The organism is uncultured Proteiniphilum sp., assembly GCF_937873925.1.
Classification (GTDB): Bacteria; Bacteroidota; Bacteroidia; order Bacteroidales; family Dysgonomonadaceae; genus Proteiniphilum.
In genome coordinates this window covers 1-24,328 of sequence record NZ_CALNAT010000096.1, presented here as the reverse complement: position 1 = coordinate 24,328, position 24,328 = coordinate 1, and the positions used below count along the sequence as shown (strand labels likewise).

The window sequence follows — 24,328 nt, the reverse complement described above, 5'->3', positions numbered from 1 at the left end:
CGATACGCAGTCAGAATGGCATGTAACCAATCCTTTCGTACAGGAACACATCAATTTAGTCACAGCCATAAGGACGGGAAATACTATCAACGACGGAGAAGACCAGGCTAACTCCACGCTTGTGGCCATTATGGGCAGAATAGCCGCATACACGGGAAAAGATGTCACCAGGGAGGAGATCATGAACTCCGATCTATATCTGGGGCCAAAGACTTACGACATGGGAAAAGTAGAAGGCATTCCCGAAACCATTCCTTTGGCAGGCGTTCCTCATAAAGAATAGAACAGGTTAAAAAAATCCCCTTCCTAATAATTGGGCGTTTTTATCGTCCATTGCCGCCCAAAGTCTGTAATTCCGATTTTTCCGGGATTTTACCCTCCTGTTTGGTTTCTTTTATTGCAAAAAAGATTATTTTTGCAATAAATTTATTTTAAGCATACCTAAAACAACTAAATTTTAAAATATCAATGACCACCAGAAGACAGTTTTTGAAAACGATGGGAGGAGTCACATTACTCACCATTGTCCCCCGAAACGTGCTCGGAAAAGGCATGATCGCCCCGAGTGACGAATTGACCAAAGGGATCATCGGCGTAGGCGGAATGGGCCGGGGCCATATTCCCTATGATAACACACGCGTGGTAGCCATGTGCGACGTGGACAAAAAACACCTCTCAGAGGCGGCTGCCATGGTAAAGGAAAAAATCAATCTCTATCATGACTTCCGCGATCTTATCCTCGACAAAAGCGTGGATATCGTACACATTGCTACTCCGCCCCACTGGCACGGGATCATGTCGGTAGAAGCGGCAAAAGCAGGAAAAGATGTCTTTTGTGAAAAACCAATGACCCGCACTATCGGCGAGGGAAAACGGGTCAGAGAGGCAATAGCGCAACACGGAAATATCTTCCGCCTTAACACCTGGTTCCGGTTCAAAGATTCGTTTTACGGATTAGGGACGCCGATGAAACCTCTCAAAAAACTGGTCGACAGCGGCCTGCTGGGTTGGCCGTTGAAAGTGACCATCAGTAAACATACCGGTTTCGACTGGAAATTCTTCTGGGTGGGGAAAACACACCTGGAGCCGCAACCGATCCCCCAGGAACTTGATTATGATATGTGGTTAGGGCCGGCTCCCTATAAACCTTACAATGCGCACCGCGTACATCAAACGTTCCGCGGATACTGGGATTACGATGGCGGAGGCCTTGGGGATATGGGACAACACTATATGGATCCCGTACAATACATGCTGGGCAAAGACAACACCAGCCCTGTCAAGGTAGAGGTAGATGCACCGCAACAGCATCCCGACGCAGTAGGAACATGGCGATCCATCACATATACCTACGAAGACGGTTGTCAGATCATCCTCTGGGGGGGCGATTACGGAAAACCGGGCACTCCTTATATTTCCGGGCCGAATGGCAATGTTTACAGGAATTTTGTATGCGATATACCCGATTGGGAAAAGAAGTTAGCCGATTTTCCCGAACCGCAGGCCCAAAACACCAATTTCACGGAGTGCGTTCGCAACAGGCAAAAATTTGCCCTGAATGAAATCAACGGACACCGTTCCTGTACGATCGTCAATATGGGTGTGGCAGCGCTTCAATTGAACAGAACGCTCGAGTTTGACCCCATCAACGAACTGTTTGTGAACGATGAAGAAGCCAATCGCCTGCTGGACCAACCCGTCCGTGCACCGTGGAGCATTTAATAATGTGCTAAGGTGCCAATGAGATTAATGTGAAAAGGTGGGAAGATGATTTCTGGTTTTTTCTTTTCACTTTTCGTCTTTAGTTCACTAAATCTCTTGGTTCTTGTATCTTGATTCTTGATTCTAAATTTTTTTATTCTTTACTCTAAAAATGAAACATATACAACTGATCATAATCTGCCTGGGTCTGCTTATTACAAGCGGGATGCAGGCCCAACTGCCGGAAGGAAGGACTACAACCACCATCATTGCCGATGCGTTGGCGCAACTGCCGGCGGATACACCCCAGAAATACAACAGGACAATCGCCGATTTGGTTTCTACCGGAGAAGCGGGATTACTCGACCTGATCAGCAGGATGAATCCTCCCGGCAATCAAACCAACGAAACCCTGGATTACGCTATCAGCGGATGGAGCCATTTCGTGGCGAATGATAATGCTGCCCGCAACGTTGCAGCCGGGGCTTTTGAAAAAGCGCTCAGCCAGCCGCTGGATAAGGAAATAAAAGCCTTCCTGATCCGCCAACTCCGGACGATTGCCACAGACGATAATGTAGATGTGCTGTCGGCCTTTCTCACGGACGAACAGCTCTCCGCCCCTGCCGCCCAGACATTGGTTTCCATCGGAACGGAAAAAGCCGGTAACGCTCTATTGACCGCTCTTACGGGTACAAATGCAGAAGGCATCAGATTAAACCTGATAAACGCCATCGGGCAAACCCGCTACCAACAGGCCGAACCGGCTCTGCTTGGTCTCCTGAACGGGAATTCCTCGGAAGCCATGCAAAAAGTATTATTGAATGCATTGGGAAATGTGGGTACGAAAGAATCTCTCAATGCATTGCGCAGTGCTACAGAAAATGCCGGTTATGCATACCGGAAAGATAACGCCACCGCTTCATATATCTCCCTGCTCGGCAGGTTGAATAATACGGAACCCAAACTCGTAAAAAAAGAAGCGGAAAACCTGCTCGCCACAGGCAAGAAACAGAATAAGCAGGATATCAAAATTGCTGCTGTCAAATTACTACTGGCACAATCTTCCGTCAAAAAGGAGGACATCCTGAAAAGTGCGATCAGGGATGGGGACATCACCTACCTTTCCGGACTACTCAACCTCTATCCGTTCCAGGACGATAAGAAATCGACCGAATTAATACAAAAAGAACTCGCTTCCGCCAAATCACCACAAGTACAAACAGCGCTTATCTACTGGTCAGGCAACCACAATAAAAAAGCTTCCATACCTCAAATGGCCGGTCTTACCAATTCATCCGACAATATGGTGCAGAAAGCCGCTACCCTCTCTTTGGCAAAACTTGGTGGCGAAGAGGCGCTTATCGCGCTGGCATCTCTCCTGAAAAGCAATAACGATGAGACTGTCACACTGGCAAAAGATGCTTTGTCCACCTACAATGGGGATATCTCCTATACCCTCGCTTCCGTTTTTGAACAGAGCGGTGATGCGGGAAAAAAGGCTATCCTGGAACTCATCTCCAGCCGGAAGATGGAAAGTCAGTATAACCTGGTTTACAACCAGATGTTCGGTAACAATGCGGCTGTAAAGTCCGTTGCCGCCAATACGCTGAAGGATGTGGTTACAGACAAGAACCTACCCGACCTGTTTACTTTGCTTGAGCGGTCGGATGCAGCACACGTCCCTGCCATTCAGCAGGCCATCAACGCAGCATTGGCCTACCTGCCGGCAGAAGAACAACTTCCGCTGGTTACCGAGAGGATGAAGAGCTCTTCAAACAAGCATCTCTATTATACCGCCCTGGCCAATAGCGGCTCACAGGAGGCTATGGATATCATTACCAATGCCTATGCTTCTGCTACGGGTGCTGAAAAAGAGGCTGCTTTCGATGCGCTCAGCCAGTGGAAATCGTTCCACGTGATTTATCCGATGCTGGATATTGCACGCAGCAGTACAAACAATCGTGAACTGGAAAAAGTGACGGACGCATTGATTTCCGTTATCCGTAACTCCGGCCAGACCGGAGCAATCAGATACCTCTACCTCCGCGAGGCAATGCAGTTTGCCCAAACCGACAAACAGAAAAACGACCTATTGCGACTGATAGGCAATACCGGCCAATATCAGGCAATGCTATTCGCAACGCCTTATATGGATATACCTGCACTGAAAGAGACGGCTGCACTGGCCGCAATGAATATCGCAATCAATGATCCCTCCTTTGCAGGAACAGAAACGACCCATGTTCTGAATAAAGTAAGTAAAACACTTTCTAATCCCGATGCCGATTACCAACGGCAGTCCATCACCAAATACCTGACTGAAAATCCTGCCGAAGGGGGATATGTCTCTGTTTTCAATGGCAAGAATCTGGACGGATGGAAAGGATTGGTGGAAAATCCTATTAAACGGGCGAAGATGAGTCCACGGGAGTTGGCCACAGCCCAGACGAAAGCTGATAAGGAAGCGGCAAATGACTGGAAAGTGGAGGACGGCAATATCGTTTTCGATGGGAAAGGATACAATAACCTCTGCACCGGGAAACAGTACGGAGACTTCGAAATGCTGGTGGACTGGAAACTCTACCCCGGCGCCGAACCCGATGCAGGTATCTATCTGCGTGGAACCCCGCAGGTACAGATCTGGGATACCGCCCGTGTGAATGTAGGTGCACAAGTAGGGTCGGGAGGGCTGTATAATAACCAGCAGAATCCGAGTAAACCATTGAAGGTAGCCGACCAAAAAGTTGGGGAATGGAATACTTTCCTTATCAGGATGGTAGGCGAACGCGTATCGGTATGGCTGAACGGCGAACTGGTGACCGACAATGTGATCCTGGAGAACTTCTGGGACAGGAACCAGCCTATTTTCCCGGTGGAGCAGATCGAATTACAGGCGCATGGCAGCAAGGTGGCCTACCGCGATATCTTGATCAGGGAGATTCCCCGTCCGGAGCCTTTCACCTTATCGTCTGAAGAGGAGAAAGAAGGTTTTCGCATTCTCTTTGATGGGACGAATCTCGATCAGTGGACAGGGAACAAGAGGGATTATGCAGTGGAAAGCGGCAACATTGTTCTGCATCCCAGCCAAGGGTCCGGCGGCAATCTCTATACGAGCGATCAATTCGATAACTTTGTCTTCCGTTTTGAATTTATGCTCACACCCGGGGCCAACAACGGGTTAGGTATCCGTACCCCTTTGGAGGGGGATGCCGCTTACGTAGGGATGGAACTGCAGATCCTGGATAACGAAGCGCCCATTTATGAGCAACTGGCCATATACCAGTACCACGGATCGGTTTATGGTGTGATTCCTGCGACGAGGGGCTTCCTGAAGCCTGTCGGTGAATGGAACTATCAGGAAGTGATTGCCGACGGCGATCACATCAAAGTGATCCTCAACGGGACAACCATCCTCGACGGCAATATCCGCAAAGCTTCCCAAAACGGGACACTGGATAAACGCGAACATCCGGGATTACTCAATAAAACCGGCCATATCGGTTTTCTGGGACATGGTTCAAAAGTGAAGTTCCGGAATATTCGTATCAAAGAGCTGAAATAGATCCATACAATACATATGTTGAATGCGCCATACGGAATAACCTGTATGGCGCATTTTTTTATCCATCCTTACCGTGCATTACGGGGGTCCCCGCAGATATATAGATTCAGGGTATTATCAGTTTCCCAGCTTCATTCCTCCCCATACTGCCAGCAATCCCAGTGTAACGCTCGTGAAGGTATATAACGCAAATAATCCCCACTGATTCATCTCTATCAGCCGCAGATTCTCAAAGGCGAAGGTGGAGAAGGTGGTGTATCCGCCACAGAATCCCACGATAAAAAGCAAACGAAAGGCTTGGTTCTCAGGTTGATGCGTAAGCATCCATCCCGATAGGAGGCCAATCAGAAAACATCCGGCTATATTGGCAGTAAACGTCCCTATAAACAGCCATTCGGCATACACATACCGGGCTACGAGACGGGAAGTAATGAACCGGAGGATACTGCCGATCCCCCCTCCGATTCCTACATAGAGCATATCTTTCCACATACTGTTCCCACTCTTTGCTGCAAAGATATTGATAATAACCGGACCCGTATGACATTACCGCCATAAAACAGCATTTTCGGCAATGAAACTATGGTACGTAATTATCGTGTTTAGTTCTTTTCCATCTGAAACAGTAACTTCAATTTTCTGATCAGGGGATGTTATAACGTAATCCCTTGATTGAGCCAGATTAATTGAGAGTAAGCAAAGTGAGATTTAAGCGATAACCCTGTTTATATAATTTATCTAGACCCTCTATTTATATACACGTTCTATCCCTTCTTTAATAGCATTCCATTGATTGTTGTTAATCACATGGGAAATTTCAAATACCATTAAACCCTCTGTATTTTTCAGACATAAATATACAGCATCGGATACGGCTGGAGCCTTGTTCCCATAAGCATAAGTACCGATAGAGCCGTATACGTGACAATCTCCCATTGTATAGTTGGAGTAGGTTGTTACGAAATTTTCTACAGACCATTCAGAATTGGGATTTTCGGATTTCCAAACATATTCAGCATAAGCTCCCAACGAAAAAACATCTATCTGGTCGGCAAAACCGGTCTTACTGTATGTTCCGGTATATATGCTGCTACCGGCAGGCTTATAATCTTTGCTTGCCCAGTTTTGACCAACGCTATAACGTGAATTCCAATGGGCAGATGCCCACAGATGAAGTTCCATCCCGGGGTTGATCAATTTCACTTTCGAGCGGATATTTGTGATGAGATTGGTTATTGTCATGGAACGGAATTCGATCCACTGGCTATAGAGTGGTCCAATACCTCCGCTACTGGTGATAATATCATTTTTATTTGTAACTGCTAATCCGCTATAGGCTTCGAATGCATCAATAGTAGCGTCGCTAAATCCATAATTTCCCCCATACCAGCGGCAATAGTCTAGACAAATTCCTTTCAATTCAGGGTATTTTGTCACAATCTCTTCAATAATTGAAATTATAAATGATTGAACTTCCGGCAGGCTTGGATTCAACATGGCTGCATCAACATTGGTTTGATCACGCATATCCACAAGATTATCAGGATTATTATCCGGCATCTCCACCTGTGTTTTGCCTTTCCATCTATCATCATCGTAAATCAGCCCCTCTTTGGTCTTGGTATACCCATATCCCATGACCGAAAGGCTTGCAATTACCTTCATGTCCAGGCGTTCAGCCTCTTCAATCCAAAAAGCGAGATAATCCCAGTCACGGTCAACAGTTTCATTATCCCATTTAGTCAGTTGTGGCAAAATGTCGCTCTCATATAATGCATAACCAATACCGGGTTTCACATCAACATACACTTCATTGAATCCGGTCTCCTTCATCTTTTCCATATAAGATGTTATATTTTCCTTATTGGCAAACCGGCTGAAATTAGCATGGGCATCTATCCACATCTGAATTGGTTTAGTGGCTTCAGCTGGTTTTTCGATGTCTATCGGAATTTCATGTTCATTGTTGTCTCCACTATTTTTATCATCGTTTTTTGAACAGGAGGAAAAAAAACTGAATACAAAAAGAAAAACAAATAAATAGGTCTTCATAGTTTATATTTTGAGCTTGTATGTTTTAAACAGCAGTTGGGTGCTTATTTCGAAGTTCCTCATAACCATATATTATATAACTATTTAATTAGGTGACATTTTTTTGGAATATCAGAACAAACGAAAGTTGTAAATTCCTACAAATCTACATTATAGATAAAGAAAACCTTAAAAGGCTTTCTTCGTCTGTGCTAATTATTCGAAGCAGGTTAATTTATAGGTATACAGGCCAAGCCGGCCAAACCATACAGCCAGATAAGCTTCCTTATCTTCTTCATTCCAATACCAATCAACCCATGAACCAAAACTCCATCCGCGATTCACGCTCTCTGCGATATTAAGATTTTCATGGGTCAATGTTTGAAGGTCGGCTGAAAGTACCGCGGCTGCGTGCCACCATGCTGTTCCACTTGTCACTATTACATAGCTTTTCCCATTGATAGGTAATGCCGAAACAACAGGAGAGCGGCCTCCTACCCGTGCAGTAGAGAATCCGGTGCCTACCCACCAACTTTGTAAGGTATTTTGCCACAGTGCCGGCATGACGGATACTGTAGAGCCGGCGAAGGTATTTACATAGCAATGAATAGAATTTGCTGCATTTGCCGTACCTTCGGTATCTCCCACTACAAAACCGGGTTGATCAGAATCGTCAAGAGGGGTGATCATTTGAAATCCACTGCAGTCGTCGCTGGCATAACCCGTTTCTATAATGGAATAGTTTGATGCCAATTGGCCGTTTGTTACTTTTACACGATAGTGTTCACCTTTACCTCCACGAGGTGCCAGAGCAGTAATCCATGCGTTGCCTGTAATATCACCGGCCACTTGGAAATTACTCGATCCGTCGGTGGTAGGTGTCATATTAACGGATGTTTTACCTGCAGATTTAGGAGTCTCAGTCGGAGTTGCCCAATAGAAAAATTCAGTTTCATTATTTTTTGTTACGGCTCCCACCAGATTTCCTTTATAGTCTGATGTAATCAACTTTAAATCGGCAGGAGAAATAGAACCCAGGTTGAGCGTCCCTGCATCATTTAAAGTGGTTTTATCCACTACTTTTATACCATACGGAGAAGTTGGATCAGCATCAATATATGCACGTGAAAGCAATATTATGTAGTCACCACAATAAGCAGGATAGAGTAGTAAATCACCGTAAAGCTTAGCGTCTGCATATCCAAAATTGTTCACTTCTCCCGGATAACCTAATTGGGTAAAATCTTTTGCAGTACCTATTTCGGCATAGCTGAATCCTTCGCCGTAGGGTAATTGGTCCGAAATTCCCCAGGATACAATATAATCGCGTTTGTTTTGCTTATCTTCAGAGGTAACCGTATATCTTACCCCTCCGTCTTGGGCAAAGTTTTGGGGAATTGTAGGGTCGGGTGAAACGGTTGCACCTTTCGAAAGATAAAAAGTAGCTAAAGCAGAGTCCAGAACTTCTACTGCATCAAGGTAAGGGGAAACTTTAATAGTTATGGTGTTGTCATCATTAATAACTGCTCTGAAAGATGAGTTATCTTTACCTTTCACCGAGAAAGAATTAATTATTGCAGCTTCATTACCCAGGTTTTCGTCATTACAGGCACTGAATAAGACCATGAGCGTCAAAACGAGTACAAAATGTATTTTTAAATTTATTTTTTTCATTACAAAGTGATTTAATTAATTATGTAAATCAGTAGTGAATCTATTCATAAAACCCTCTTACACGATACTGACGTGTTGTTCCAATGCCGGACTTTACAGTTATAATGATACCTTCACCTGTAATATCGTGCTTCCCTGATAAAGAAGGGGTGATGAATACGTCATATGTTACTGTGGCGATCAAGTAAACGCTGGTCAAATCCACATCATTTTCCAGTGATTTAGGAATCGCAAATAGGATTAACCCATAACCACCTTCAACCTCTTCTTGAGTAAAGCTTCCTTCAACTATATCGCCATCTTTATTGAATTCTGTGATTCCACCTCTAAATTCACCCGCATTATGGGATACTTTGCAAATCATCTGTGAGATAGTATTTGTATCATGGACAAATACATATTCTTCATTTACATCGGCACAACTCCACATTGAGATTGTTATGGAAACAGTTAGAATCAATATTCCGATTTTATGTACTATTTTCATCTTTGTTTAATTAATTTGTTCAATAAATTTAGACTATTCTTCGCCATGGTATAATGCAAGCAAGCTTGCCTTCTACTCATTTGGCTTAACAGAATAGTTCAATTGCATTAGTCGTTTTGAGTCGCCTTCGCTCCTCGATTGTTAATTCCCGCAATGGCATAATCCAAGCAAGCTTGTCTTCTGTTCGTATTGCTTAACGAAATAGTTCTGATTACCAATAGGGATTGTTTTCACATAAATTGTTGTTCGCTATTTCTGAAGTAGGCAATGAAAAATAATAATATCTTTCAAAAAAAACTCTCGGTGTCCCGCCATCGACATTCACTTTTTCGTAAGTGAAAGTTTCATCGGCATTTTTTGTAATCTTGACACCATAAGCATTCTTTCCATTGATTACATTTTCTGCCAATCTCCAGCGACGCAAATCCCAATAACGAAAACCTTCACCCGCCAATTCCACACAACGTTCTTTACGCAGCAAAGACATAAATGCTTCTTTGTTGGGGGCATCTGAGGCTGTTTTTCCAGGTAGTCCAACACGTGTTCTTACTTCGTTTAAAGCACCGAGTGCCTCCGATTGGTAGCGGGTATAATCTAATTGAGCATATGCTTCACTTTTATTCAATAAAACTTCTGCGTAGCGAATGACTGCATCATATTGGTAACTGCCTTTTGTAACGAAATCGGAGTATCCCTCTTGCAGGTATTTGCGTAAGTAATAGCCGGTAGGGGTATGCCCTCCTGTAGAAGAGGACTGTTGAAATTCAACAAATCCGTCGGCTCCATCTACAAATGTCTCAATTTCTCTACCTTCCCATTGACTTCCATTATAGAGAATCGTAGCATGAAAACGAGGTTCCCGGTCGTTATAGGGATCCGCATGGTTCTCATCATAGGTATTCCAATTGAACTCGGTTCCATCCGAGAATTCATACATATCGGCCAGATCACCTGTTGGTACATGTTCCGCATAGATAGCTGAGGTGCCGTGCACAGCTCTATCGCCAAAAGGACGGTTGTAGCTGTCAAAACTGTGTGTAACACTTCCACTCAGGAAATACAAAGAGAAAAGAATTTCAGAAGAATTGTCCTGACCTCCATCTACCTGGAATACTTTCGCGTAGTCAGGAGATAACGCACCACCCAATTCTTTCACTTTCTCCGCAGCATCAATAGCTATTTGCCATTTTCCCGCATATAATGCCATACGCGAGAGCAGGCCGTAGGCCGACTTCTTGGTCGCACGTCCCTCCCAATTTTCGGGCCATGATTCCGGCAGGTTTTCCGCAGCCCACAATAGTTCATTGACGACGAAATCCCAACTCTCTTCTTCAGTTGCCCTGGCTCTGTGGATATCTTCCTGATAAGCACCGTCATCGACTCCTCCATTGACACCTGAAACATCAGTACGAATAATTACACCTCCATACACTCGAATAAGGCGATAATAAGAAAATGCACGGCAAAAACGTACTTCTGCCCTGCGGACATTACTCCACTCCTCACCATATTTTTCTACTCCATAATTTTTGATCTCATTCAGAAGTACATTTGCCCGACGAATGCGTTCTGTATAAACCTGATTCCAATTTTCAAAGGCGCCTGCACTGCCTGTTGTGAAAGCACTGGCTTGCAGTAATGATTTATTGTACGCATGATTATAAATATCCCACGCTGTAGACTTCATAATATCCGAATAACTGTCATAAAACTGGGTACGACTGTTGGCAACTTGTGAAACATCGGTAAATGTTTTATATGACGCCGTAATATACATTTCAGCAGCACTTTCAGTGCTCCAGATTGCTAAATCAGATAAATCCTTTGTATTGTCTATGTCTAAAACATCTTCTGTACAAGAAGACAAAAAGAGTCCGAATACAGCAATACTGAATAAAAATATGATTGTTCTTTTTTTCATTTTTTCTTCTCCTATCATTAGAATGATACATTAATACCCAAAGTGTACGTCTTTTGTTGCGGGTAATAACCGTTACTTACCGATGGACTTTCAGGATCGACATATTTAAAGTAGCTCAATGTAAGTATATTGGTTCCGGCCAAATAAATATTAATTTGATTAAATGGTGTATTTCTTAATAGTTTTTCAGGGAAGTTATAACCTATATTTGCATTCTTCAAACGCAAATAGTTACCGTTAATTACCCACCATGTAGACTGCCATGCGTTGTTCCCGTTGGCAACCGTACTTAATCGTGGATATTGAGCATCTGTATTCTCAGGAGTCCAGGCTCCCTCAATACGATAATACGGGGAATTACCACTTTCCGGGAAAGATGCCGTATATACAGTAGAAGCGGTTACACCTGAGTCATACACACCGGAGAGTTCATAATCGGTATTAGCTACTCCTTGCCATAACATTGTCACGTAGAAGTTCTTGTAAGAAACTTCCATATTCAGCGCATAGTTTATTTCAGGGATAGCACCATAACCGGTTTTTACATAATCATATTCCGAACTGATAATTCCATCACCATTAATATCTTTGTATTTTAAATCGCCCAGTCTGATAACTCCTGAAGGTGCTGCCGGATAATTTTCAATTTCTTCCTGAGTCTGAAACAGACCAAGTGCCTCAAAGCCATATCTTGCACCAATTGATTCGCCTATAATGGCACGATAATTAGGCCGGTTGTCACTGATTATTCTAGACAATACCTTGTTGCGTGCAAAAGCAAAATCACCTCTTAATGAATAATTCCAGTCTGAGTTAATACGGTTAAAGTGTTTAAGAGATAACTCAAAACCCTTATTTTCTACTTTACCGGAATTTTGATATTGGGGAAAATATCCACCTAATGACGGGGGATAGTTACCGCTTTGTGCTTCTAAGATATCTTTGGTTAGTTTATAGAAAACATTCATTTCCACACCCAGTTTTTTGTTCCACATGTCGAGATCAAAACCAACATTGTAGCTGTCAGTAGTTGCCCATGTTAAATTACTGTAAACATAGCTGTTTGAGGCGTAAAATTGAGAAATTGATCGATTGCCTAAGACCATACTATTATTTGCCAGCGAATAGAGGGAGAAATGTTGGAATGGATCAACAGCGTCATTTCCACTTTTTCCATAGCTGGCGCGAATTTTTAAATAATCGACGTTAGGTACCGCACTTCTGAAAAAATCTTCTTCCGAGATAACCCATCCAAGTGAAGTGGAAGGGAAGAATCCCCAACGATTACCCGGTGCAAAAATATAGGACCCATCATAGCGGAACGCTACTTCAGCAAGGTATTTGGTTGAATAGGCATAGTTAATACGACCGATATAAGATAATTGACCTCCGTAATATCCGTGAGAACCGGTAATCGGTGTCTCAGGAAGGGTTGAGCCTAATGATAAATCGACAGGTTCGTCGCTGTAATATCCTCTTTTTACCCCGGTCATCGTACTGGAATAGCTTTTTTTGGCTTCATAAGCAAACATTGCTCCAACATGGTGATCTTCGAAATCGCGGGAGTAGTCAATTTGCGGGCGAAGTAACCAGTTATCACCCCAGGATGCTGCTTTCAGATAAACATTATCGGAACTGTATCCGCTAGCCCCACCAATTCCTTCATCAAAATTTTGATTTACATAATATAGTTGATACCAACGGTCGTAGTTGGAATCTACGGTGTTGCTATAATTATAAGCACCAAACATTGAAACTCTTAGGCCTTTCAGGGCATCCGTCAAATCGGAGAAGTCATATTCCAATTTGACATTGGAGTCGAGATTCCATCTGCTCTGACGTTTATAGCCGGATTCAGTAAGTGCAGCATAACCATTTACCAGGTATGTTGAACCGTTCCAGGCAACGGGAAGTCCATTATAATCTGATTTAATGATTGGAATTGAATTGATAGCTTGTCTTACAGGGCTAAATTCACCCTGGTTACTTATATCTGTTCCGGGCCAGTCTCTGTCGGAACGATAACCTGCCATATTTGCCGTTAATTTCAGGTTATTGGCTACCTGAACATCCAGGTTTGTACGGAGATTATAACGGGTGAATCCTGTATTTATCATTGTTCCTTCCTGATCCATGATGCCAAGACTGGCATAATACTTTGTCCTTTCAGTACCTCCGGAAGCAGAAAGATTGTGTTGATTCATGACGCCGGTTCTGAAAATTTTATCCAACCAATCGGTCTGTCCCCATACGCTATTTGGATCATTGGTCATCACTTTATTTTGAATATCGGCAGACCAGAGAGGTGTTAATCCGTCCATTGAGCGGGCTTTATTATGCCAATACATATAATCCGCAGCATTCAACATCTCTGGCATGGCTGTGTTCTGAGTCAGTGTTACAGATCCATCGTAAGAGATTTTTGCCGGACCTTCTCCTCCTGTTTTGGTGGTTATCAAAATAACCCCATTGGCTCCCTGGACACCGTAGATAGCGGCTGAGGCGTCTTTCAGGACAGAAACAGATTCGATGTCATTTGGGTTTACATAATCAATAGGACGGGGTACACCGTCAACAATGATCATTGGCCCATTATTACCGGTGAAAGAATTTAGCCCGCGTACATATAAGGCTGTACCGTCTTCACCGGGTTTTCCTGATCTTTGAATACTGGTCAATCCCGGGATCTTTCCTGTAAGCATATTCGATACGTTCTGCATTGGAGCTTTCGTCAGGTCTTTAGAAGTTATTTGTGAGATAGCCCCAGTCATATGGATTCGTTTTTGAGTTCCATACCCTACCACTACTACTTCTTCCAACGCTTTTGTATCTTCCTGCATAACAATATCCAATGTTACCTTCCCAGTTGTATTGATATCCTGTGCCAGATACCCGATATAGGAGATATGGATCACGGCATTGTCTTCAACGCTTAAAGAAAATTTCCCGTCTATATCGGTTACCGTACCGTTCGTTGTGCCTTTCTCTATAATATTGGCCCCGATAATGGGTTCGCCGTCTTTATCGATAATTGTGCCGGTGATTGTCTTTTTCTGTTGCCGGTTGGAAACCGCCTCTTTTACCGGTTTTTTCATGATATACACCTGCCGGCCGTCGATCTTGTACGTATTTTGCGTATTCGCAAAAAGCAGGTCGAGGACCTTCTCAATGGATTCATTGCTCACCTGTAGACTGACTTTCCGGTTAAGATCCACATCGTTGTTGTTATAGAAAAAAACCATGTCGCTGGTTGTCTCAATAACACGAAGGATCTCGCTTACCGGTTTATTGGCCTGATGAATGGTGATTACCTGTGCATTTGATTCCCAAAGGAAAAATTGCACAAAACAGATCATGACGATGACCTGAGCTCTTTTTCGTCTAAACCCCAATTCGATTTGCTTCATGACATATTGAATAAATTGAACTAAAAAATTATTGATTAAACTGTATTCTGTATTCGTTGTCCTTTACACCGAAATTAAACGAAGCTATTTGTGACAGGTTGTTGAGTAGATGAGAAAGATCTTCTTTCAGTTCCAGTTTACCCGAGCACAGGATTCCGGACGGTTGCGGCGGAAAAATCATGGTAACATTATAATAACGGGCTAATTGCAGAAGAATGTTTTCTATAGGCTCATCCTTGAATATATATATGCCGTCGCGCCACGAAGTGTACATCTCCGCATCGACTGTTTCCACGCTGCTTCCCTGCCCGGTGTAGGTATATAACTGATTGGGGGATAATCGTGTATTCAACCCGTTTAACCTGATATCGACCGATCCGTTCACTAAAACGACCTTTTTCAGGGCGTCTTCTTTGTAAGCCGACACATTGAAAGAAGTGCCAAGCACACAGATCTCCAGTTTGTCCGTTTTAACCAGGAAGGGCCGGTTCTCATCCCGTTGCACCTCGGCATATATTTCTCCCTCTACATAAATCTCTCTTTTATGATCGGGGAAAACAACCGGATAGATGACCGTGGTACCGGCATTGACCCATAGCAGGGTTCCATCAGCCAGGGTTAGGGAAGCCCGTTTACCATAAGGTACGGATAACTGGTTGTAAGAAAGTTTTGCCGACGGAGGACGGGCGGTAGCGGCTGTTGCCGCTCTTTTGGGTTCTGCCGTCTCATTATTCACGGTGAATGAGCCCGTACTGTCGTACTTTATTTCTGCATCTTTTCCGTCGATCTCAACCTGCCGGTCTTCAGTGACAATGCGTATTTCCCGGTGGGTTTGTTGTTGATGTAGCGATTGAAACTGTGCATAGTCGATATCCGTATCCGGACGATCAGGCGCATCCTTTTTCTCGAAAAGAAAAGTAAATGTTAAGCCAATGATAATTACACTACAGGCAGCAATAGCCAGATATCTGTATAGGCGTACTCCTTTATGCCTGTTGTTCAGTGACTTTCTAGTTGTTTCGATCCTTTTCCACAGCCGGTCTTTTCGCGATTGCGATACCTCGTGCCGGTTTTTTCTTATCGTATCCAAAAGCATATTGGCGGAAATAAATTCATTGATATCGATCTTCTTCCGGTCAATGAGTTCCGACCAAAAAAGTTCACTCTCCCTGGTGGGGAAGATCATAGATTCAATGAAGAAATCGTCATCGAGAAAGTCAATGTCTTTATAATTGGTATAGTCTGTTTGCATTTCTTATTTGTAAGTTCTTTTATTGAACGAATAATTCTTTACACTAATCGGTATTCGGAGAAGATGAAATATCTTTATTTCGAAGCCTGGACACAGCCCGGTGTATCAGCATCTTGACAGACTGGTAATTAATCTGCATAATCTCCGATATCTCATCATAAGAAAGTCCTTCGATAAAACGTAAATGAAGGGCTTCCCGCTGATGCCGGGTCAGGCCTGACAACAAGCGTTTGACCAGTCTTTTCTTATCGTTTTCTTCTTCATTTTCAATCCATAATTCCTGGCTGTTTTTTTCGGTAGACAAATCTGATACATCGTTTACAATTTCCACATAGCGTTTGTTACCTTGTAATAAAAATAAAAGCCGGTGACGGAATGCTGTTTTAATGTATTGCTGTAAGCTGGAGATGTTGGCAAGCCTCTTCTCGTTTATATAAACATCAATAAACACATCATGAATCGCATCTTCTATCATGCCTATATCGGAATGAAACGATAAGCCATACACATACAGGTTATCCGCATACGTTCTGTACATAAACGCAAGCAGGTCTTCGTTCCCGTCAAACGCTGCATCCTGACCGGAACGGCCCCATACGGCCTTCTTCTTTTTCATTCTTTTCAAATCTATTTCCATGACAGTGATTTTGATAAGAAAAAATATCGTCTAACCTGATATCCCCGAGAATCGAACGAATGCATGATAAATAAAGATTTCAAAACGTATGTTTATTATTGAGTTTAATTACATTAGTCCTTTTCAATTTTTATTGCATTATTTCTGTGCTCGACAAAGTCAAAACAAGTTTGACTTTACCCATTTAGCTTAACGAAGTAGCTCCCTAAATTTAGTCGTTTTCTCACAATAGTACAACGCAAACAAACCAGCGTTCTACTTATTGCTTAACAAAAACGTTCACATAGATAAGGGAAAAATAATAAAAAAAAGTATACAATTTAATCGTTAAAAAAATGTATACAGACCGAACTTTTATCTGTCTATTCTTCGTGATTTGCCTATTAGACTGTGCTGAAAAAGTCCATAGTGCTTGGAGGACGTCTTCTACTTCCGGCGGATAATCCTATTTTATTTTTAAAACGATCAATCCAAACAAAATATCTTTCATTAAAGAAATACGTCCTGCGGGTTAAATCTACAGGGCGTATTTTCTTTTACCGATAGTTTTTTATTAGCTTTGTGAAACAAAATCAGTCATATGAAGACAAAAAATGAATATATTCAATTGTTACACTCTTCGGGTAAATTGCTAATGCAACAATTCGGTGTTCGCTCTCTGCGGTTATTTGGATCCGTTGCGCGCGATGAACATACCCCTGTAAGTGATATCGATATCTGTGTAGAAACGGAAACTCCCAACCCATTCCTGATAATGGATTTGAAGGAGTATTTGGAAAATTTATTCGGCTGTTCGGTGGATATTGTTCGATTCAGGGAAAATATGAATCCATATTTAAAAGAACGTATTGAAAAAGAAGGAATTTATGTCTTATAATAAAGAATTAGCCATACATATTTTAAAACAAATTGAAAAGGCTATTTTGCTTATCCAAAGTAGAACTTTGGAAATCCATAGTGCGTCAGATTTCTTAACCGCCCCAAGCAAAGTGGAAAAATTAGATGCAGTATGTATGCAATTTATTGCAATTGGTGAAAGTTTGAAAGGATTAGACAAAGTAACCAATAAAGAACTATTAAACACAGATCCAAATATTCCATGGAGTAAGATCATGGGGTTAAGAGATATTATTGCCCATCATTACTTTGATGTGGATGCTGAAGAGATTTGGTGGATTATCGAAAACGAACTTAAACCACTTTTAAATACTGTTCAAACATTTATTAACGAACTTTCTAATCCGAATAACATATGAAGATGCAGCTTTCCTCAATTTTAGCAGTCCTATTAGCGTTGTTTTTCATCTTGCCATTGCAAGCGCAGGAGAACCTCCCGTTCGGGAAGGGAAAAGAGATCATCTCCCCGGAGATACATGCCGATAACTCCGTTACTTTCCGTTTAGCGGCCCCCAACGCCAGCAATGTATCGGTTACAGGCGACTTTCTTGCCCCCGGGGAAGAGGCGGCGGGAAGTGCTGAGATGACAAAAGATGCCGACGGCGTCTGGAGCTATACGACACATCCCCTGCCTTCTGAATTGTACACTTATGCTTTTAACGTGGACGGATTGCAGGTAAATGATCCCAATAATGTGTACTACCGGCGCGACGTAGCCAGTACATTAAACGTGTTGCTTATCGGCGGCGGACAGGCCGACCTCTACAAAGTGAATAATGTTCCGCACGGGACAGTAGCAAAACGGTGGTACGAATCACCCGGCAATAATATGACCCGGAGGATCACTGTCTACACGCCACCCGGATATGAAGAGAGCGAGGACACCTACCCTGTCCTCTATCTGCTACATGGTATGGGAGGAGATGAAGAGGCATGGATGACCCTCGGACGTGCATCACAGATAGCGGATAATCTGATCGCTCAAGGCAAAGCGGAGCCGATGATCATGGTGATGCCCAACGGCAACGTGGCACAGGAAGCTGCTCCCGGCGAATCGAGCCTGGGTTTCTACAAACCACAATTCCAGTTGCCCCACACCATGGATGGAAAATATGAAGAGACTTTTCACGAAATTATCCGGTTTGTCGATTCCCAATACCGCACTATCCCGGAAAAGACAGGACGGGCCCTTGCTGGGCTGTCAATGGGTGGATTTCATACCCTGCATATTTCAAGATACTCTCCCGACACCTTCGATTACATAGGACTTTTTTCTGCTGCCATCATGCCTAATAAAACTGTAAAATCAAAGGTATATGATAATATAGATAAGACATTGGCCGCCCAGAAAGCAAACGGCTATGCACTATACTGGATCGCCATCGGAAAGGAAGATTTTCTTTCTCAGGCCAATATCGATTTCAGAAAAAAACTCGATACAATGGATTTCCCATATCTTTACCGGGAATCGGAAGGAGGACATACATGGCGCAACTGGAGGATTTATCTGTCGGAATTCCTGCCCATGCTCTTTAAAACCAGATAATTGCTCAACGCATAATTGAAATATTCATTATAAATCCCTTATAGGCAACTCATCCAAACAATAGGATCAATAGGATCAGCGACAGTCTTTTTTATTTTTTTAAATAAAAAATAACTACCTACCCTTTCCAAGGCAACGATTTAATTTATAGTTTTGTAGGAACTTCGCTTTTCGTTGTTAAAACAAGTTCTTAGAGTTCCAGACGGGCATACGGGTTTTACTGGTTAAAATCAACAGCCTTCATTTGGAGGAACAGCACGAGCCCATTCTAAAATATATAAACCGATATAAAACAACACATTATGTCAACAACAGTCAAATTGTACTCTTTAAACCTCAGTAACACGAAGACCTATCTGTTCGCAACGATATTTATTGTCGGCAACCTGCTTTTACCGCAGCTGGCACATCTTGTGCCGCAGGGAGGACTTATATTCCTGCCTATTTATTTCTTTACGCTTATCGCCGCTTATAAATATGGTATGCACGTGGGATTACTGACTGCTGTTTTATCTCCGCTGGCCAACCATCTGCTGTTCGGTATGCCTCCCGTAGCCGTACTGCCGGCCATCATGATCAAATCGGTCCTTCTGGCGATCGCTGCCGCATTGGCCGCCAAATATGCCGGAAAAGTATCCCTTCCGGCTATTCTGCTGGCTATCCTCGCTTATCAGTTGATCGGAACCGGTATAGAATGGGCCATGACGCAAAACTTTGCCGTTGCCGTGCAGGATTTCCGCCTCGGCGTCCCCGGAATGCTCATTCAACTCTTTGGCGGCTATTTTATACTAAAAGCACTGGCCAAAGTATAAAATATTTGTGAAGAACCCTTTCGAAATTGCGACGGAGAGCCGCCGAGACAGTGAAAACCAAAGAAACAAGATAGGATGATCGCAGGAAAATCATTTGAAGAGGTCATGCAACGGTTTCGTGAGATCACCTTTCATGAAACTTTCGACATGATTGTCGCTATTGCCAACGGGGGCATTATTCCGGCAGCGATCATCAACCAGCGATTGAACATCGAAATACAACTTCTAAAGATCAATCTGCGCGACCAGGATCAGAAGCCGAAGTATGACAGCCCGCAGCTTATCTCTCCTGTCGATTTCGACTATAAAGGTAAGTCTATTCTTTTGGTGGAAGATCGCATAAAAACAGGAGCTACGGTACAATACGCTATCGATCTTCTACATGGTGCCCGGCAAATAAAAACATTTGCCGTGAACGGAAAGGCCGATTATTCCCTCTATGACGAATCCTGCTTCAGATTTCCCTGGATAATATAAACAGGATCTCTCTGTAAACAGGTTCATCCTCTTTCTATAGACACAGTTTCTATAGACACAATCACTCTTTAAAACAAACAATTATCAGGGTAAGTTATGTACAAAATCACCCTCTTATTATATTGCCTTGTGCTGTCAGCATTTCCGCTGGTAGCCGAAAACAGTTACTCCGGAAATGAACCGGCTGAAGAGTTGAACGACACCGTTCGCCTCGACGAACTGATTGTCACCGGCACCATGCCGAAAGTGAATCTGCGCAACCTGCCCATGAGCATATCGGTGATTTCCGGAAGGCAGATTGAAGAGAGGATTCAACCCTCTCTCCTACCCCTGCTTACCGAAGAGGTGCCGGGACTGTTCATCACTCAAAGAGGTCTGATGGGCTATGGCGTGGCCAACGGAGCGGCCGGAGGAATGAGCATCCGCGGTATTGGCGGTGCTCCTCCTGTCGGTGTATTGGTGCTGATCGACGGGCATCCGCAGTATATGGGCCTGATGGGACATCCGCTTGCCGACAGTTACCAGTCCATGATGACGGAACGGGTGGAAGTGGTGCGCGGCCCTGCTTCGGTCCTCTACGGCTCAAACGCCATGGGTGGCGTGATCAATATCATCACCAAAAAACAACAAGAGGATGGATCGCACGGCATGGCGCAGGTAATGTATGGAAGTTACAACACGTTGAACGCGGAAGCGTCCGCGGGATGGAAAAAAGACAGATTGCACCTGGTTGGAAATATAGGATATAACCGCTCCGACGGACACCGGAAAAACATGGATTTCGAACAGTGGAACGGTTATGCAAAGGTGGGATACGATATTTCACGTAACTGGAAAAGTTTTGTAGACCTGAATATCTCCAATACGGAGTCATCGAATCCGGGGCCGGTCGCGACCCCCATCAACGATAACGACGCCGATATCACCAGGGGAATGACTTCCCTCGCTATCGAGAACGAGTATGTAAACACATCGGGCGCAGTGAAATTATTTTACAACTTCGGCACACACCGGATCAACGATGGGTATGGAGAGGGAGAACAACCAAAACCCCACAGGTTCAACTCGTCCGACCGGATGGCGGGCGTGTCGGTCTACCAGTCCTATTCCTTTTTCACGGGGAATAAAACGACTGCCGGCTTTGATTACCAGCACTTCGGCGGTGAAGCGTTCAACAAGTTCCCCGACGAGGCCAACAATGTGCAGTTGGCCGATACCACACTCTATAATATCGCGGGATACCTGAACCTGCAACAGACCATGCTCAATAATAAACTGACATTGAATGCGGGTATCCGACTCGATCACCACGAAACCCACGGCCCGGAATGGATCCCACAAATGGGAGTCAGCTTCACACCTTCAGCCACAACCGTTTTGAAAGCCATCATGAGCAAAGGATTTCGTAATCCCACTATATGTTCCCGCCGCAGAATCCCGACCTGAAAGCGGAACGGTTGATGAATTACGAGATATCGCTCCTGCAAATGCTGATGGATAACAGGTTGAGCCTGGGAGTCAATCTGTTCTATATAAAAGGCGATAATATGATACAACAACCGCAACCCAATATGGGTCAATGGGCCAATATAGGAGAAGTCGAAAACAAAGGCTTCGAGGTCAGCACAACTTATCTGGCAACGTCGGTCCTGCGCTTTTCGGCAAACTATAGTTACCTGGATATGACTTATGCAATACTCGCCGCTCCCGAGCACAAACTCTACGTGAGCGCCAATTATTCGAAAGGGCGTTGGGGTATCTCCTCCGGAGTGCAATACATTGGAAATATCCATACTTCGCTGACTGGATCCGGGCAAGAGAGTTTCGTGCTCTGGAATGGCCGTATCAACTATCAGGCTCTCGACTGGCTGGGAATTTTCGCAAAGGGGGAGAACCTGCTCGGCCAGAAATATGAGATCAACGCCGGATACCCGATGCCGGGAGCGACAATCTCCGGTGGAATACGGGTACGGATTTGAATTCTTACTTCTGATTCCTGAGTTCTAATCAAATTATCACATCAGTATATTAATTACATTCGATCAACCAAAATAAAACGAAATTATGGACAGACGGAATTTCTTACGAGCAGTAGCTCTCACAGGAGCAGCGCTTACCACAGTGAAAGAGACAGATGCGATGAGCGTACTCACCCAGTCGTTCGAAACCGCCAACGCCGCCAAAAAATACGATTTGGTAGCCGTAATGGGAGGTGAACCGGAAGCGATGTTCCGTAAAGCGATCGCTGAGATGGGAGGAATGAGCAACTTTATCAGCAAAGGCGACAAAGTATGCGTAAAACCTAATATCGGATGGGATCAGCCCGTAGAGATGGCGGCCAATACCAACCCGAAACTGGTTGAGGAGATCATCAAACAATGTTTCGATGCCGGTGCGGCGGAAGTGACCGTATTCGACCATACCTGCGACGACTGGCGCAAATCCTATGCCAACAGCGGCATTGAGGAAGCAGCCAAAAAAGCAGGTGCCAAAGTAGTACCCGCCCATCAGGAATCGTATTACAAACCAGTATCCCTGACCAAAGGAAAAAGCCTGAAAACCGCCAAGATCCATCAGGCAATTGTGGACAGCGACAAATGGATCAATGTACCTGTCCTGAAGAACCATGGCGGCGCCCAACTCACCATCTCTATGAAGAATTATATGGGAATTGTCTGGGACAGGGGCTATTTTCATGCCAACGACCTCCAACAGTGCATTGCTGATGTGTGTACTTATTCCAAGAAACCGGTATTAAATGTGGTGGATGCTTACAGGTTGATGAAGACCAGCGGGCCGAGAGGAAAATCACTCTCCGATGTAGTGGTATCCAAAGGCCTATTTATCTCCCAGGATATTGTCGCTGCCGACACTGCCGCCGCCAATTTCTTCAACCAGGCACGCGAAATGCCCCTTGACAAGGTGACGCATATTGCCAAAGGAGAAGAACTGGGTATCGGCACAATGAAATTAGACAACCTGAACATCAGGAGACTGCGGATATAATTTTATGTTGAAAAAAATACGTATTACACTTTCTCTGATCCTCTTTACACTGATTACACTCTATTTTCTGGATTTCAGGGAATTCCTGCCCGATCGTCTTAGCTTTCTGGCCGAAATACAATTAATCCCGGCGCTGCTGTCCCTCAATATCGTCATTCTGGCATCATTGGTGGTGTTAAACCTTCTTTTCGGCAGGGTTTACTGTTCTTCCATTTGCCCTATGGGTATCTATCAGGACATAGTGGCGTGGTTTTCCAAAAGATTTCACAGAAAAAAGAGATACCGGTACAGTAAAGCCAAAACTTTGCTTCGCTGGAGCATACTGGTGGGTACGACGCTGATATTCATTTTCGGATTCACCTTTCTATTGGGATTGCTTGATCCCTACGGCGCATATGGCAGGATCGTCACCCATCTGTTTCGACCGGCCTACCTGGCGGGGAATAATCTGTTAGAGGCCATCTTCACCACATTCAACAATTTCACTTTTTATAAAGTCAGCATTTATACCCTGAGTATCTTTTCGCTTGTGACTGCCCTTATCACCCTGTTGGTCATAGGTTACCTGGCATGGCGCAACGGCAGGACATGGTGCAACACCATCTGCCCCGTGGGAACCACCCTCGGTTTCTTAAGTAAATTTTCCCTGTTCAGAATTCGGTTCGTAGACGAAAAATGCAATATGTGCGGATTATGCGCCATGAAATGCAAAGCCTCCTGTATCGATGCGAAAAACAAGCAGGTCGATTACAGCCGTTGCGTCACCTGTTTCAACTGCATCGAGAGTTGCAACCGCGACGCGATGAAATATACCTTCACCAGACCGGGGAAGAAAAAGAGAACCGATACGGTACCTCCATACACCTATCTGAAGGAGGAGAAACCGGTGGACGAGTCGAAACGCCGCTTCCTGTCCGC

The 24,328-nt window shown here is 44.0% G+C and carries 19 protein-coding genes and 1 pseudogene; 12 read left to right on the top strand and 8 right to left on the bottom strand.

All coding sequences use genetic code 11. From position 1 onward, the window contains the following. The 3 genes and pseudogenes from Q0502_RS06750 to Q0502_RS06740 form a co-directional block, all read left to right on the top strand. Window positions 1–283: pseudogene (locus tag Q0502_RS06750) on the top strand (hypothetical protein); the annotation flags it as partial. A gap of 185 nt (window positions 284–468) precedes the next feature. Continuing rightward, window positions 469–1,722 (top strand): Gfo/Idh/MocA family oxidoreductase, encoded by a 1,254-nt coding sequence (locus Q0502_RS06745; RefSeq protein ID WP_298648781.1) that lies wholly within the window; start codon window positions 469–471, stop codon window positions 1,720–1,722. Window positions 1,723–1,873: 151 nt separating this feature from the next. Next, on the top strand, window positions 1,874–5,263 hold the full coding sequence (locus Q0502_RS06740) for a DUF1080 domain-containing protein (protein WP_298648778.1): 3,390 nt from the start codon (window positions 1,874–1,876) through the stop codon (window positions 5,261–5,263). A 117-nt stretch (window positions 5,264–5,380) separates the two neighbouring features. On the opposite strand, the gene crcB is transcribed toward Q0502_RS06740, so the two are convergent. The 8 genes from crcB to Q0502_RS06700 form a co-directional block, all read right to left on the bottom strand. Then, window positions 5,381–5,755: a fluoride efflux transporter CrcB gene (gene crcB, locus Q0502_RS06735; protein WP_298648775.1), complete on the bottom strand. Its 375-nt coding sequence runs from the start codon at window positions 5,753–5,755 to the stop codon at window positions 5,381–5,383. Between the two features lie 255 nt (window positions 5,756–6,010). Then, window positions 6,011–7,315: a family 10 glycosylhydrolase gene (locus tag Q0502_RS06730; RefSeq protein WP_298648772.1), complete on the bottom strand. Its 1,305-nt coding sequence runs from the start codon at window positions 7,313–7,315 to the stop codon at window positions 6,011–6,013. A gap of 195 nt (window positions 7,316–7,510) precedes the next feature. After that, window positions 7,511–8,968, bottom strand: coding sequence for a DUF5018 domain-containing protein (locus Q0502_RS06725; protein WP_298648770.1), 1,458 nt, complete (start codon window positions 8,966–8,968; stop codon window positions 7,511–7,513). 40 nt (window positions 8,969–9,008) lie between these two features. Beyond that, window positions 9,009–9,455 (bottom strand): hypothetical protein, encoded by a 447-nt coding sequence (locus Q0502_RS06720; protein WP_298648768.1) that lies wholly within the window; start codon window positions 9,453–9,455, stop codon window positions 9,009–9,011. A gap of 211 nt (window positions 9,456–9,666) precedes the next feature. Continuing rightward, on the bottom strand, window positions 9,667–11,376 hold the full coding sequence (locus tag Q0502_RS06715; protein ID WP_298648766.1) for a RagB/SusD family nutrient uptake outer membrane protein: 1,710 nt from the start codon (window positions 11,374–11,376) through the stop codon (window positions 9,667–9,669). A gap of 17 nt (window positions 11,377–11,393) precedes the next feature. Next, entirely contained in the window at window positions 11,394–14,783 is a 3,390-nt protein-coding gene (locus tag Q0502_RS06710; protein ID WP_298648764.1) for a TonB-dependent receptor, read from the bottom strand. A gap of 28 nt (window positions 14,784–14,811) precedes the next feature. Continuing rightward, window positions 14,812–16,035 (bottom strand): FecR domain-containing protein, encoded by a 1,224-nt coding sequence (locus Q0502_RS06705; RefSeq protein WP_298648761.1) that lies wholly within the window; start codon window positions 16,033–16,035, stop codon window positions 14,812–14,814. Between the two features lie 43 nt (window positions 16,036–16,078). Then, on the bottom strand, window positions 16,079–16,651 hold the full coding sequence (locus tag Q0502_RS06700) for a sigma-70 family RNA polymerase sigma factor (RefSeq protein ID WP_298648757.1): 573 nt from the start codon (window positions 16,649–16,651) through the stop codon (window positions 16,079–16,081). A gap of 601 nt (window positions 16,652–17,252) precedes the next feature. Here Q0502_RS06700 and Q0502_RS06695 point away from each other — a divergent pair. From Q0502_RS06695 to Q0502_RS06660, 9 genes are all read left to right on the top strand, one after another. After that, the gene (locus tag Q0502_RS06695) at window positions 17,253–17,549 is read left to right on the top strand and encodes a nucleotidyltransferase family protein (RefSeq protein WP_298648755.1); all 297 of its coding nucleotides are present in this window, start codon (window positions 17,253–17,255) and stop codon (window positions 17,547–17,549) included. Further along, on the top strand, window positions 17,539–17,928 hold the full coding sequence (locus Q0502_RS06690; protein WP_298648753.1) for a HepT-like ribonuclease domain-containing protein: 390 nt from the start codon (window positions 17,539–17,541) through the stop codon (window positions 17,926–17,928). Before Q0502_RS06695 ends, Q0502_RS06690 begins: the two co-directional genes overlap by 11 nt. Before the next feature lie 2 nt (window positions 17,929–17,930). Continuing rightward, on the top strand, window positions 17,931–19,115 hold the full coding sequence (locus tag Q0502_RS06685) for an esterase (protein WP_298648751.1): 1,185 nt from the start codon (window positions 17,931–17,933) through the stop codon (window positions 19,113–19,115). A 302-nt stretch (window positions 19,116–19,417) separates the two neighbouring features. Beyond that, window positions 19,418–19,927, top strand: coding sequence for an ECF transporter S component (locus tag Q0502_RS06680; RefSeq protein ID WP_298648748.1), 510 nt, complete (start codon window positions 19,418–19,420; stop codon window positions 19,925–19,927). 75 nt (window positions 19,928–20,002) lie between these two features. Next, complete coding sequence (locus Q0502_RS06675) at window positions 20,003–20,404, top strand: phosphoribosyltransferase (protein WP_298648746.1); 402 nt, start codon at window positions 20,003–20,005, stop codon at window positions 20,402–20,404. Window positions 20,405–20,533: 129 nt separating this feature from the next. Continuing rightward, entirely contained in the window at window positions 20,534–21,850 is a 1,317-nt protein-coding gene (locus Q0502_RS06670) for a TonB-dependent receptor (protein ID WP_366521774.1), read from the top strand. After that, on the top strand, window positions 21,823–22,383 hold the full coding sequence (locus Q0502_RS18985; RefSeq protein ID WP_366521773.1) for a TonB-dependent receptor: 561 nt from the start codon (window positions 21,823–21,825) through the stop codon (window positions 22,381–22,383). Before Q0502_RS06670 ends, Q0502_RS18985 begins: the two co-directional genes overlap by 28 nt. Window positions 22,384–22,468: 85 nt before the next feature. Further along, window positions 22,469–23,410, top strand: coding sequence for a DUF362 domain-containing protein (locus Q0502_RS06665; protein ID WP_298648743.1), 942 nt, complete (start codon window positions 22,469–22,471; stop codon window positions 23,408–23,410). 4 nt (window positions 23,411–23,414) lie between these two features. Next, window positions 23,415–24,328 (top strand): 4Fe-4S binding protein (locus tag Q0502_RS06660; RefSeq protein WP_298648741.1); only part of this gene is annotated, 914 nt, incomplete at its 3' end.